The sequence below is a fragment of the Nonomuraea sp. NPDC001699 genome, assembly GCF_053596455.1.
In genome coordinates this window covers 364,775-377,496 of record NZ_JBSFGF010000006.1, presented here as the reverse complement: position 1 = coordinate 377,496, position 12,722 = coordinate 364,775, and the positions used below count along the sequence as shown (strand labels likewise).

The following is a 12,722-nucleotide window of genomic DNA, read 5'->3' as shown; positions in this document are numbered from 1 at the left end:
AGATGTTCTCCGATTCAACCCGCGGGAGTGTCCAGTGCCGGCACGGGCGATGCGCGCCGATGCGCGCCGCAACTACGACCAGCTGGTGGCGGCGGCCATCGCCGTGGTCGCCGAGGAGGGGCCCGACGCCTCGCTCAACGAGATCGCCCGGCGGGCCGGCGTCGGTGCGGGCACGCTCTACCGGCACTTCCCCACGCGCGAGGCGCTGCTCGTGGCCGTGTTCGAGGGGCGGCTGGCCCGGCTGTGCGCACGGGCGGAGGAGGCGGGCGAGGAGCTGCCGCCCGGCGAGGCGCTGGTGGCCTGGCTGCGGTCGCTGGTCGCGCACGCGATGACCGACCGGGGGCTCGGCGCGCGGATGATGCTCACCCAGGACGGCGCTGGGGTCGACTGCTGGGCGATGTTGCGCGCCGCCGCCTCGCGGCTGCTGCGGCCCGCCCAGGAGGCGGGGGCCGTACGCGCGGACGTCGAGGTGTCCGACCTGGTTGAGCTGGCCGCGGGCATCGCCCAGGCCACCCCCGACCCGGCCCGCGCCGACCGCCTGCTCACCCTCACCTTGGACGGCCTGCACCCCCGCCCCTGACCGCCCCTGACCGCGCCCGACCACCGCACAACCGACCACCGCACGGCCATCCCGCTCAGCGGACAGCGGTCATGGACGCCGTGAACGCGGACATCCCGGCGGCCCAGGCGGCTTCGACGTCCGCGCCGGGCGGGAAGCGGCCGTCGAGTTCGAGCACGACCAGGCCGTGGGCCAGCCCCCATACGGCACGCGCGGCGGCCTCGCCACGCACGATCCGCGCCAGCGGCGCCGCGGCCCGCTCCTCCACCCCGGCGGGCAGCAGGTCACGCGGCAGCGGCCCGGCGCTCATCAGGCGGTACAGGTGCGGATGAGCCAGCGCGTACGCCCGATAGGCCCGCCCGAGAGCCCCCAAGCCGCCCCCGCCCCCACCGCCGTCACGCTCGCCACCCCCGCCGCCGTCACGTTCGGCGCGCTCGGCGCGTTCGAGGGCGACGGCCAGTTCGGCCAGGGCGATGGCGATGAGCTCGGCCTCCACGGCGGACTTGTCAGGAAAGTGCTTGTAAAGGGACGGCGCCCGGATCCCCAGCCGCGCGGCCAGCGCGCGCATCGTCAGCGCCTCCGCCCCGCCCGCCTCGACCAGCTCGCGCGCCGCCGCGACGATCTGCCCGGCGCGCGGCGACAGGTCAGCCACGCGCGCTCCTCGGCCCGTGACCGAGGAACCGGGCGACCGCGACGTACGTCATCCAGGCCAGCCCCGCGGTGAAGACCGGCACCCAGCCCAGCGGCGAGACCGAGTAACCGACCAGCACGGCCAGCGGGATCCACGGACGGTGAGCGAGGTCGTGCAGCACCGCCGGCCCGCGGAACCTGGTCGCGTACGGCGCCAGCACGAACAACGCCGAGCTGACCGGCGTGACGCCTCCGTACTTGGCCACCTCGAAGACGAGGAACGCGAGGCAGAAGGCGGCGAGCAGCGCCCACCCGGAACGGCCGGCCACCCGCCTGACGGTCACTGCGGTCATGATGTCCTCCTTGGCTAACAGCGTTAGCCACACTTTAGGCTAACGACGTTAGCCTGTCCAGGGAGCAATAGGGTGGAATCATGATCGATCGGGAGGTGGCCGTACTCATCGGCCTGCAGGCCTCCGGCAAGTCCACCTTCTACCGGCGCTGCCTGGCCGCCACGCACGCGCACGTGAGCAAGGACGACTTCCCCAACGCGCGCCGCCGTCAGCACCGCCAGCTCCGGCTGATCCGCGAGGCGCTGGAGGAGGACCGGAACGTGGCCGTGGACAACACCAACGCCTCGCCCGAGGAGTGGCAGCCGCTCATTGTGGCCGGCCGGGAGCACGGCGCGCGGGTGGTGGCCTACTGGTTCCCGCCCAATGTGAAGGTGTCCCTCCAGCGCAACGCCGAGCGCCTGGGCCGGGCGCGGGTCCCGGAGGTGGGCCTCTTCGCCACGCTCAGGCGACTGCGCCGCCCGCGCGCCTCCGACGGCTTCGACGCCGTCTACGCCGTGGAACTCGACGGCCGCGGCGGCTTCCTGGTCCGCAAACAGGAAGGCTGAGCGGCCGCGACCCGGCCCGCCAGGTACGGGCCGGTCGGTCAGGTGCGGGCCGGTCGGTCAGGTGCGGGCCGGTCGGTCAGGTGCGGCGGGTGAAGGGGGCCCTGGCGAAGCGGTAGGCGATCTTGGCCGGGGTCAGCCACCGCACGTGGGCGCCGTTGCGGGCCCGGCCGACCACCCGTTCGGCCAGCCACGGCGCCACGGTCTCCACCGGGTCGGCGAGGATCGCGAAGATCCTGGCCGCCCGCGCCCGCTCGGCCTGCGAGTAGCCGTGCGTCAGCAGGTCGGTGACCACCATGCCGGGGCTGAGCAGGCCCGCCGTCACTCCCTCGGGAGCCTCCTTGGCCAGCGCCCGGGTCAGGTACGTCACGGCCCGCTTGGTGGCGCCGTAGACGCCGAGCCCTGGCACCGTGCGGCCGTCGCTCCCCAGCCCCTCCATGTTCCAGACGTGGCCGCCGCCCTGCGCCGCCATGCCCGCCACCGCGACCGCGCAGCCGTTGACCGTGCCCAGCAGGTTGACCTCCGTCACCGCGCGGGCCTCGTCGGCGGGCAGCCGCCACAGCGGGAGGCGGTCGTGGGAGATCCCGGCGTTGTTGACCCAGATGTCGACCCGCCCGTGCCGGCGTACGGCCTCGTCCCAGAGGTCCTGGAGGCGGGCGCGGTCGGCGACGTCGGCCACGACGGCGGGCACGCCGAGCTCGGCCCCCGCCTCGGCCGCCCGGACGGGGTCGGTGCCGCACACCGTGACCCGGTGCCCCAGGGCGGTCAGCGACCGGGCGAGGCCGAACCCGAGCCCCCGGGTGCCGCCCGTGATCACGATCGACCGGGACGCGCTCATGCCTCGTGCTCCTTCCTGGCCGCCACGGTCGCCTCGATCGCGTCCGCGAGGAACCTGCCGACGACCTCCCGCTCCGCCGGGGTGAACGCGTCGATCGCCGCGGTGAGGTGGCGGACCAGCGGGGCGAAGAACGCCCCCGCCAGCTCGACGGCCTGCTCGTTCAGGACGACCTCGACCTTGCGGCGGTCGCCCTCGTCACGCCGCCGTACGACGTGACCGGCCTGTTCCAGCCGGCCGAGGAGGGCCGTCGTGGCGGGGGCACTGAGGTTCAGGGCGGCACCCAGCCCGCCCGGCGAGAGCGGCCGGCCGGCGCGGTGGGCGTCGAGGATGACCACCAGGGCGTTCATGTCGGTCCTGTGCAGCCGGTGCCCGACGGCGAAGCCCTCCACGAACCGGTCGCTCTCCACGTTGAGCCGGCGGATGAGGACCATCAGGTCATACGCCGTCATGTCACCCCTTATATTTCTATCGTGGAAGTATTCCATCATAGAAAGAAAACGTTAGCCGCGCTCCGTCCTGAGACGGTACTCGTCGCGGGGGTGGTCGCGAGCGCCGTCCTGACCGGCCTGATCTGGTTCCTCGGCCGGTGGCTGGACGACGTGGTGCTGCTGCCCGACCAGGGCGCGTCCTGGTACTACTGGAAGCTGCCCGAGCCCACCATGTGGACCAGGCTGTCGGCCTGGGCCGGTTACGCCGCCCACCAGATCGTGTCCTGGTGGCTCATCCACTACGCCCAGACCCGGGTCCGCCGCTACTCAGCCGGCCTCCACCCGGTCAACGTCGTCGCGCTGGCGGTCAACACCGGGTTCATCGCCCTGCACACGGCGCAGACCCACCTGTTCTACGACGGCCTGGCCCAGGACGTGTCGATCTACAGCTCCCAGGGCTCGGTCATCCTGCTGCTGGTGGTCGTCCTGATCATGGAGAACCGGCGGCGCGGCCTGTTCCTCGGCAAGCCCGCGCCCATCAAGCGGGAGATCGTCGACTTCGCCCGCCGCTACCACGGCTACCTGTTCAGCTGGGCGGCGGTCTACACGTTCTGGTACCACCCGGCCGAGTCCACGCCCGGCCACCTGATCGGCTTCTTCTACATGTTCCTGCTGCTGCTCCAGGGCAGCCTGTTCCTCACCAGGGCGCACACCAACCGCTACTGGACGGTGACGCTGGAGCTGGCCGTCGTCGTCCACGGCACCCTGGTGGCCGTCATGACCTCGGGCCCGGACGGGTTGTGGCCGATGTTCCTGTTCGGCTTCCTCGGCGTCTTCGTGATCACCCAGATGCACGGCCTGGGGCTGTCGCGCGCCGCGCGCTGGGCGCTGACCGGCTGCTACGCGGCGGCCCTGATCGTCGTCTACGCCCTGCGCGGCGACCTGGCCGGCACCAACGAGGCGATCAGGATCCCGGCCATCGAATACCTCCTGGTCGGCGTGCTGGCCCTGCTCGCCTGGGGGGCCCGTCGCCTGTGGGCGCTCAGAGCGGGAGCGGGATCCGGTCGAGGAACCAGTACAGGCTGACCGCCACGATGGACAGCGACACCGCGGCCGACGTCCAGCGGGCCGCGGCCGTCCGCCGCAGGAGCACCAGCAGCGGGAAGAGCACGGCGATGATCGCGAGCTGGGTCACCTCGATCCCGACGTTGAAGCTCAGCAGCGACAGCAGCAGCTCCCACGACCCGCTCTCGCGGATGTCGAGCGCGCCGGCGAACCCCAGGCCGTGCATCAGGCCGAAGGCGAAGACGACCGGCAGCCGCCAGGCGCCCGGCCGGTCGCGGCCCAGGAGGTTCGCGAGCGCGACGACGACGATCGAGGCGGCGATGACCGGCTCGACGACCGCGCCGGGCACGTTCACCACGCCCATCGCGGCCAGCAGGAACGTGATGCTGTGGGCGACCGTGAAGGCGGAGGCGGTGACCACGACGTCGCGCACCCCGCGGGCGCCGATGATCAGGGTGAGCAGGAAGAAGACGTGGTCCAGGCCTAGGACGAGGTGCTCGACGCCGAGCAGGAAGAACTCGCCGATCTGACCGGTCGCGGCGCGCTCCCCCACGCGCAGGGTCGGGCTCCCGGCGGTCAGGACGGCCGAGCCCGCGTCGCCGTCGAGGTCGTAGCGCAGGAGCGTCTGGGTGCTGTGGACGAACGACTCGGCGTCGGGGAACAGGGCGCTGGAGATCGTGGGCCCGCCCCCGTCCGGGCAGGCGTAGGCCAGGGTCAGCGTCGCGAAGGCGGCCTTGCCGCGCGGGTGCACGTCCGCCTCGCCCACCTGCCGGGGGACGCACGGCCGGTCGCCGCGGGCGACGGAGAAGCGGCGGGTGACGTAGCCGAACACGGCGTCGCGGTTGGCCGCGAGCTGCCGGAGCTGCTCGGCGCGCTCCTTGGCCTCGTACGCCTCGGCGTAGAGCCAGGCGGACTTCATCAGCAGGTCGTACTCCAGGTCGAGCACGACTCTGACGTCCCCGGCCGTACCGGTCACCTCGGCGTGGGCCTTCGTGGTGGCGTCGTGCGCCGCCGCCGGGGCGGGGTGCAGCAGGTCGGCCAGCGCGCCGCAGAGGATGACGGCGAGGACGACGGCGTACGGCCAGCGCCAGCGAGGCATGTCTTCTATCTCCAGGGGTCGAGGGGGGGGAAGGGCGCCGCCCCGGGCGCGGGCCCGGGGCGGCGGAAGGGACGGATCAGCGGGTGAACCAGCGGTACATGGGCGAGTCCTGATCCCACTTGCCGGGACGTCCGCGCTCGTCCTTGGTGACGAACACGCTGGGCTCGGAGGCGGTGACGCCGCCGCCGGCCGAGCGTGCCGTGACGAACCAGGCGTAGGCCGTGTCGTTCTTGAGGTGCTTCCAGGTCACCGAGGCGACCTGGCCCGAGGCGGCGGCGCTCCGGCCGATGATCTTCGTGGGCTTGTAGAGCGCCAGAGAGTCGGTCTTGAAGCTCGTCGTCCGGGAGGTGAGGTCGACGGGCAGGACCATGTTGTCCTCGCGCCCGTCGTAGCGGCGCAGCGGGTCGAACTCGCCGGCGCCGAAGTCGCCGAGCAGCGGGGAGTAGGTGTCCACGCTCAGCTCGGCCCGCTTGACGTCGAACTGGAGCAGCCGGAAGTAGCTGGCCCCGAACTGGAGCTGGTCCTCCGGCTTGTAGCCGCCGATCTCGGTGAGCCCGAGCCGGTCGGCCGAGACCGTGTAGAACTGGTAGTCGGCCAGCAGCTCGACCACGCCGTTGCCGACCTGACCGACCTTCGGCTTCACGTTGGTGCCCACGCCGTGCTCGTGACCGGCCAGGATGAGGAAGACGTTCGGGTTCTTCTCGACGACGGTCTTGTAGAGCATCGAGCCGTCGGGGGCGGAGAAGCCGGCGCCGCGGCCGTCGGGGTTGGTGCTCGGCACGAGGTAGTCGTGCGAGAGCAGGATGCCGTTACGGCCGGGGAACTTCTTGAAGACCGAGTCGGCCCACTCGGCCTCTTCCCTGGTCACGCCGTACGACAGGCCGACGACCACGAAGTCCAGGCCGCCCGCGGAGAACAGCTCGTAGTGGTTCTGGTTGTCGCCCTCCTTCCACGGGCCGCCGTACTTGGCGTGCTGCCAGCCCTGGGAGGCGTTCTGGTAGCGGGACGGGCCGTAGTACTTGTTGTAGATCGCCTCCGGGCCGTCCTCGGTGCCCGACTGGTTGTCGTGGTTGCCGGCGATGACGCCGTTCGGGATGCCGGCCTCGTCCAGCACGCGCTGCTGCTTCGACGACACCTCGAACTCGCCGACGACCTCGCGCTGCATGGCCTCGTCGGCGGGCTTGCGGATGTTGTTCTCGATGATGTCGCCGGTGTGGGCGACGTAGGAGATCTTGCGCTGGTCCTTGTTGGCGGCGATCCAGTTGACGATCCCGGCGTAGGCCGACTCCCACACCGCGCGCTCCTGCGCGGTCTCCTGCTCCACCGCGCCCTCGGAGATGTACTGGGTGTCGGTGAAGTGCACCATCGAGAAGTCGTACGTGGAGGGGTCGGCGAAGCCGTTCGGGTCGCCGGGGTCGATGTCGTCGGCGAACGGGTCCTCGCCGGTCACCATGACGTGCACGTCCTGCCGGTCCACGTACTCGGGGCCGACCACGGCGGTCAGGACGGTCCTGCCGTCGGCCGCGCCGCGGGCGCTGGTCAGCAGCTCCCACGCCTTGGTCCTGGTGTTCCACGCCCGCAGCGAGGCCAGGCGCTCGGGGTCGACGACGCCCTCCCAGCGCAGGACGGGCGAGTCCACGTGGCCCTGAACCTTGACGTCGTAGCGCTGGTAGACGAGGTCGCGGCCGCTGGGGGCGTCGAGCGTCCGGCCGTCGCCGGGTTCGAGCCCTTCGGCCTTGACCCGCTGCTCGCCGGGCACCTTCAGCGTCGTGGGCAGGGTCGTGGCGGTGCCCTGGTACGCCTCGTCCGGGGTGAGGATCCTGGCCTCGGAGAAGGTGGCCGACACCTGCCCACCGCCGGGCTCGCCGACCTTGGCCGACAGCGTGACGGGGTCGGACACGTCGGCCGTCCCCGGGGCCGGGGTCAGCTCGGCGGGCACGTCCGGGATGCCGGCCGACTCGAACACGATCTCCTGGGCCGCGGTGTTGCCGAGCCCGTCGACGCCGGTGACCGACAGCGTGTGCCGGCCCGCCTTCAGCCCGGGGCCCACCTTGGCGCCCAGCTCCACGGCCTGGCCGTCGAGCTTGACGTCCGGCCCGGACACGACGCCGGAGGCGTCTTCGAGCTTGACGTCCAGGACGACCGTCGCGGTGATCTTCTCGTCCGCGGCGGGGACGCTCCTGGCGACCTTCGGTGCGGAGTTGTCGGTGATCAGGACGCGGGCGGCGGTCTCGCCCGAGGTGGACTTCGCCGCCAGGGTGTGCCGGCCGTCCTTGATCGCGGTGGTGTCGAGGTCGGCGCGCAGGCCGCGGGCCGGGGCGTCCACCAGGAACTCGAGGTCGATCTCGGTCAGCGGGTTCACCGTGTCGCCGCAGTTGCCGTCGCCCATGCCGTACGAGGTCTTGATCATCTGGCCGGTCGCGGTGCCCTGCGCCGGGGTCAGGACGATGTTCGAGATCGTGAAGTCGTCCCGGTTGGCGCCGCAGGACGTCGGGTACGTGCCGGCCACGAAGTCGATCGTGTTCCAGCCGGGCACGAGGTACTCGTTCGGGATCGGCAGGTCCACCCGGCGGCTCACGAAGTCGCCGTCGAGCACCACCTTCTGGCCGTTGACCAGCACGAAGTTCTGGTAGCGCGCCTCGATCGAGTTGCTGCCCACGGTGAAGCCGAGCATCGCCTGGCCGGAGCCGAGCGTCTCGGTGACGTGCACGGCGGTGGCGTCGATCGTCCAGCGCAGCTCGGCCTCGCGCGGGAGGGCCTGGTCGCTGCCGCAGTCGCCGTCGCCCAGCGCGTACGAGGGCTTGACGTCCTGGCCGGTCACCGTGGCGCCGTCGAGGGTCAGGGCGAGGTTGGCGATCGTGAAGTCGTCGCGGTTGACGCCGCAGGACTCCTTGTAGTCGCCGGTGACGACCTTGATCGTGTTCTCGCCGGGCACCAGGAACCTGGCCGGGACCGCGACGGTCACCCGCCGGCTCGCCCAGGTGCCGCCCAGGTCGATGCGCTTGCCGTTGACCAGCAGGAAGTTGTCGTACTTGTCGTCGATCGAGTCCGCGCCCACGTCGAAGGCGAGCATGGCGGCGCCGTTGCCGAGCGTGGCCTTGGTGACCGGCTTGCCGCCGTCCACGGTCAGCGACTCGACGCCGCCGGATCCGGCCGCCGGGACGGTCGCGTACACCGTCTTGGCGCCGGCCACGAGCGTGCCGTCGGTGGGCAGCAGCCGCGGCGCGCCGGCCGGGGCGTTGTTCACCGTCACGGTGTTCCTGACGGTCCCCCCGGCCGCGGTGGCGGCGCTGATGACGTGCTCGCCGTTGGCCAGCTTGGTGGTGTCCACGTCGGCGGCCAGGCCGGTCGTGCCCTGCGGGTCGGACTGGGTGAAGAACGTGAGCGTGGCGCGCTTGAGCAGCGTGGTGTTGCTGCCGCAGTTGCCGTCGCCGAAGTTGAAGGTGTAGGGGTTGTCCTCGCCGTCGGCCACCTCGCCGAGCAGTTCGAGGCCCACGTCGGACAGCACGAAGTCGTCGTGGTTCTGCCCGCAGGAGGACTGGATCGTGCCGACCACGATCTCGACGGTGTTCTCGCCCTTGACCAGGTGCCCGTTCGGGATCTCGATGGTGGCCCGCTGGTTGACGAAGTTGCCGATCTCGGCCTTGTAGGCGCCGTTGACCAGCACGTAGCTGTGGTACTGCGCCTCGGTGGAGTTGGAGCCGACGTCGAAGGCCAGCTTGGAGACACCCACCGTCGGGGTGGCGGTGACGGGGGCGCCGTCGATGTCGAGCTTCGTGACGCTGTCACCGGCGCTCACCGGGACGGCGGCGAGCTTCGCCGTGCCCTCCAGGTACGAGCCGGTGGCGGGGGTGAGCGCGGGCGGGGCCGGGGTGCTCGTCGGGGTGGGGGTCGGCCGTCCCCGGCCCTGCTCCCCCGGGTCGGCGTAGGCCGCCGTCACGACACCGCCCACCAGCACCGCCGCGAGCGCGGTGGTGACGGCGAGCCGTCCCCTGCTCCTTGAACCGCCCAATAACTGTCGTGCTGCCATCGGCTGCATCGGGTCCTTCCATGACGTTCACGGGCAGCCGATGAGGCGGCGTGCCCTTCGAGCGGACACGTTGGAGCGCACGAGTGAACGTTGTGCATGGAGAGACTGAAGGGACGGGGAACTGTCTCCTCATTCTGGTCATTTGCCAACAGACAGGAACAACCCCGACACAAGAGACGGCGTGACCCGCGGCCCGAAGGGCCGGGTGTCACGCCGTCGTGCCGGGCAGGGTCAGCCCTGATGCCCCGGCAGGTGCTTGCTCTCCTGGGACTTGTTGGTGGAGGGCTTCTTGTCCCCGGTGCTGCGGCTCTGGGTCGAGGAGCTGCGGCTCTTGTCCTTGTCCTTGTCGCCCGACTTCGTCTTGCGGGCCTTGTTCTGCGGCATGACGGTTCCTTCCTTCGATACGGGGAGTCAGCGAGTCGCTTGTCTCCGTAACTGCGCGTGCCCGTGGCCCGGACGGTCATACGGCAGGCCGGTCAAGGTTTCCTCAATAGGCCGAAATATCCATACATTTGCCACCGCAGGCCGCCGCTCCACGGACCAGCCCCGGACGCGGGCCTCAGATCTCGATCACGACCTTCCCCGGCACGCCGCGCTTGGCCCGGAACGCCTGCCCGGTCTCGGCCAGCGGATACACCGCGCCGACGTGGGCGCGCAGCAGCCCCGCCCCCGCCCGCGCGGCCAGCTCGGCGAGCTGGGCCCGGTCGGGCTCGACGATGAAGAACGCCGCCCGCCCCGCCTCGGGGGCGACCGGCGGCGGCGCGGTGATCGAGACCAGCGCGCCGCCCGGCCTGACCTTCGCCGCCGAGCGGGCGAGCAGGTCGCCGCCGATCGTGTCGAAGATCAGGTCCACCGGCCCGACCGCCTCCGCGAACGACTGCCGCTCCAGGTCGACGAACTCGTGCGCGCCCAGCTCCACCGCCAGGCCCGCGACCCGTCCCCTGCCGGTGGCGACGACGTGCGCGCCGGCTTCGCGGGCGAGCTGGACGGCGAGCGTGCCGGTGCCGCCGCCCGCGCCGTGGACGACGACCGTCCGGCCCGCCTCCAGGCCGCCGTGGGTGAACAGGCCCTGCCAGGCGGTCAGCCCGGCGAGGGGCAGCGCGGCCGCCTCGGTGAAGGTGACGTTCGCGGGGATGTGGGCGAGGTTGCGCGCCTCGGCCGCCACGTACTCCGCCGCGCCGCCGTCGCGGTGCCAGTCGGTCAGGCCGAAGACGCGGTCACCCACGGACAGGCCGGTGGTGCCGTAGGCGACCTCGGACACCACGCCCGCCACCTCATGGGCGGGGACGGACGGCGCGCGGTCCCGCCCGGCCCGGTCGGTCCACGTCCCCGGCCACTCCAGCTCGTCGGGGACGAAACCGGCCGCGTGCACGCGTACCACCACGTCGCCGGTGGCCGGGCGCGGCATGGGGGCGTCCTCCAGGACGAGGTCGCCGCCGGGCCGGTGAACGCGTATCGCTCTCATGGTCATGACCTCTCCGTTCGTCGTCATTGTCGACGACAGGACGGGACAGCGGCCCGGAATGTGACGGCGACGCGCCGGTCAGGGCCAGGCCCACCGGATGCCGACCAGGCCGGGCTGCAGGGCTGCGGCCATCAGGTGGACGGCGTGCTGGGAGTTCAGCGTCAGCTCGGCGGCGGTCGGCTCGCCGCCGCCCGGACCGCGCCGGGCGAAGCGGTGGATGCGCACCGGCAGCTCGGCCGGGTCGAACGCCACGCGCAGCACGTACTGGCCGGCGGGGAAGCGGAAGCCGCGCTCGTAGAAGCAGGACTCGGCGCCGCTGAGGTCGGCGATCCGGTACCGCAGCACGTGGGTGTCCCCGACCCGCAGCGACCGGTCGAACAGCAGCTCGGCGACCACCGTGGCGCTCGCGCCGTCCCTGGTGACGCGGCCGACGCGGCAGTCCTCAAGGGCGGTGACGGTGACGTGCTCCACGTCGCAGCCGGCGTCGCCGCGATAGATCATGATGTAGCGGTCGGCGCCCTCCTCGTGGGCCTGGACGACCTGCGTGGTCTCGCGGCTGGTGAGGCTGCGGTCAGGGCCGATGCGCAGCGACTCGTACATGACGGCGATGTGCAGGCGGCGGTCGTCGGCCACCGCGTCCAGCTCGTCCAGCATGGCGGAGACCACCTGGGCCGGCCGGAACAGGGTCGAGTACGCCACCCCGGGCGCGCGTCCGCGTGGCTTCGGCGGCCCGAGCAGGCCGAGCAGCGCGCGGGGCGGCAGGTCGAGGATCTCCTCCAGGGCTCCCACGGCCCGCAGCGACTCCTCGCGCTCCGGCCGGCGCAGGCCCTGCTGCCAGTAGCTCAGCGTGCTCACCCCGACGTTCAGGCCGCGCTGCGCCAGGCGGTGGCGCAGCCGTTCGAGGGTCAGCCCCCGCGCTCCGACCGCGGCCCGCAGGGCGACGTGAAAGGGGCCCGCGCGCAGCGCGGCCTGGAGCTCATCCGCCACGTTGTGAATGTTCACAGATTTCCACAGATTCGTCATCACTTCATGAACGTCATGAAATGTCACCTTCCACAGTGATCTGTCAGGGAAATGTGCTCCCTCTTGTACGGACATCACCGCAGGTCGAACATCCTTCGCAGCACCCCCCAGCAGAAGGAGCGCCTATGTTCCGCCTGGCCGTGGCCCTCGCCCTAGCGGCGGCCACCTGGATCGCGAGCAGCCCCCCGGCCGACGCCGCGACCTGGTACAAGCTGAACTTCACCCAGCAGTCGCAGCAGTACTCCAACTGGTGCTGGGCCGCGACGGGCAACTCCGTCGCCGCCTACTACGGGTACTCCTACAGCCAGAACCAGTTCTGCAACCTGGCCTTCAACCGCGGCGTCAACACGAGCTGCCCCAACAACCAGGCGACCCTCGGCAACGACCAGACGGCCTTCCGCCAGATCGGCATCAGCCCCGGCGTGTACGTCTACGACTACCTCACCTACGCCGCCATCGTCAGGGAGATCGACGCCCAACGCCCGATCATGGCCCGCATCCAGTGGACCAGCGGCGGCGGCCACATGGAGGTCATCTACGGCTACGACCAGAGTTCGTCGTACGTGTACTGGAGCAACCCGTGGCCGTCCAGCACCCGCTACAACTGGTCCACCTACAGCTACTACGTCTCGAACTCCTCGTTCTTCTGGACCCACTCGCTCGACTACATCGGCGCGTGAGGGAGGCCAT

At 71.5% G+C, this 12,722-nt stretch carries 13 protein-coding genes; 4 read left to right on the top strand and 9 right to left on the bottom strand.

The features are described from left to right. Positions 1 to 34 precede the first annotated feature (34 nt). A complete protein-coding gene (locus tag ACWCSU_RS21040; protein WP_449936851.1) occupies positions 35 to 580 on the top strand; it encodes a TetR/AcrR family transcriptional regulator in 546 nt (181 codons plus the stop codon). Between the two features lie 55 nt (positions 581 to 635). On the opposite strand, the gene ACWCSU_RS21035 is transcribed toward ACWCSU_RS21040, so the two are convergent. Both ACWCSU_RS21035 and ACWCSU_RS21030 read right to left on the bottom strand, forming a co-directional pair. Beyond that, entirely contained in the window at positions 636 to 1,211 is a 576-nt protein-coding gene (locus ACWCSU_RS21035; protein WP_449936848.1) for a TetR/AcrR family transcriptional regulator, read from the bottom strand. After that, the gene (locus tag ACWCSU_RS21030; RefSeq protein WP_364092177.1) at positions 1,204 to 1,542 is read right to left on the bottom strand and encodes a hypothetical protein; all 339 of its coding nucleotides are present in this window, start codon (positions 1,540 to 1,542) and stop codon (positions 1,204 to 1,206) included. Before ACWCSU_RS21030 ends, ACWCSU_RS21035 begins: the two co-directional genes overlap by 8 nt. An 80-nt stretch (positions 1,543 to 1,622) precedes the next feature. Here ACWCSU_RS21030 and ACWCSU_RS21025 point away from each other — a divergent pair, with 80 nt between their 5' ends. Further along, positions 1,623 to 2,087 carry an ATP-binding protein gene (locus ACWCSU_RS21025; protein WP_357704967.1) on the top strand — a complete coding sequence of 155 codons (465 nt, stop codon included), beginning with the start codon at positions 1,623 to 1,625 and terminating at the stop codon, positions 2,085 to 2,087. A 76-nt stretch (positions 2,088 to 2,163) separates the two neighbouring features. Here ACWCSU_RS21025 and ACWCSU_RS21020 read toward each other — a convergent pair whose 3' ends face one another. Together ACWCSU_RS21020 and ACWCSU_RS21015 are read right to left on the bottom strand one after the other, a co-directional pair. Further along, the gene (locus ACWCSU_RS21020; protein WP_449936847.1) at positions 2,164 to 2,922 is read right to left on the bottom strand and encodes an SDR family oxidoreductase; all 759 of its coding nucleotides are present in this window, start codon (positions 2,920 to 2,922) and stop codon (positions 2,164 to 2,166) included. Next, a complete protein-coding gene (locus ACWCSU_RS21015) occupies positions 2,919 to 3,371 on the bottom strand; it encodes a MarR family winged helix-turn-helix transcriptional regulator (protein ID WP_357704961.1) in 453 nt (150 codons plus the stop codon). Before ACWCSU_RS21015 ends, ACWCSU_RS21020 begins: the two co-directional genes overlap by 4 nt. 90 nt (positions 3,372 to 3,461) lie before the next feature. Here ACWCSU_RS21015 and ACWCSU_RS21010 point away from each other — a divergent pair, with 90 nt between their 5' ends. After that, complete coding sequence (locus ACWCSU_RS21010; RefSeq protein ID WP_357704958.1) at positions 3,462 to 4,436, top strand: hypothetical protein; 975 nt, start codon at positions 3,462 to 3,464, stop codon at positions 4,434 to 4,436. Here the strand turns inward: ACWCSU_RS21010 and ACWCSU_RS21005 are convergent. From ACWCSU_RS21005 to ACWCSU_RS20985, 5 genes are all read right to left on the bottom strand, one after another. Next, positions 4,393 to 5,514, bottom strand: coding sequence for a HupE/UreJ family protein (locus tag ACWCSU_RS21005; protein WP_449936846.1), 1,122 nt, complete (start codon positions 5,512 to 5,514; stop codon positions 4,393 to 4,395). The genes ACWCSU_RS21010 and ACWCSU_RS21005 overlap by 44 nt on opposite strands. Positions 5,515 to 5,590: 76 nt before the next feature. Next, positions 5,591 to 9,544: a metallophosphoesterase gene (locus ACWCSU_RS21000; protein WP_449936845.1), complete on the bottom strand. Its 3,954-nt coding sequence runs from the start codon at positions 9,542 to 9,544 to the stop codon at positions 5,591 to 5,593. Between the two features lie 231 nt (positions 9,545 to 9,775). Further along, positions 9,776 to 9,928: a hypothetical protein gene (locus ACWCSU_RS20995; protein WP_357710513.1), complete on the bottom strand. Its 153-nt coding sequence runs from the start codon at positions 9,926 to 9,928 to the stop codon at positions 9,776 to 9,778. A 175-nt stretch (positions 9,929 to 10,103) separates the two neighbouring features. Then, a complete protein-coding gene (locus ACWCSU_RS20990) occupies positions 10,104 to 11,009 on the bottom strand; it encodes an NADP-dependent oxidoreductase (RefSeq protein WP_449936843.1) in 906 nt (301 codons plus the stop codon). Between the two features lie 78 nt (positions 11,010 to 11,087). Further along, positions 11,088 to 11,996 carry a hypothetical protein gene (locus tag ACWCSU_RS20985; protein WP_357710508.1) on the bottom strand — a complete coding sequence of 303 codons (909 nt, stop codon included), beginning with the start codon at positions 11,994 to 11,996 and terminating at the stop codon, positions 11,088 to 11,090. 161 nt (positions 11,997 to 12,157) lie between these two features. On the opposite strand from ACWCSU_RS20985, the gene ACWCSU_RS20980 reads away from it, so the two are divergent. Beyond that, a complete protein-coding gene (locus tag ACWCSU_RS20980; protein ID WP_357710506.1) occupies positions 12,158 to 12,712 on the top strand; it encodes a papain-like cysteine protease family protein in 555 nt (184 codons plus the stop codon). Positions 12,713 to 12,722: the final 10 nt, after the last annotated feature.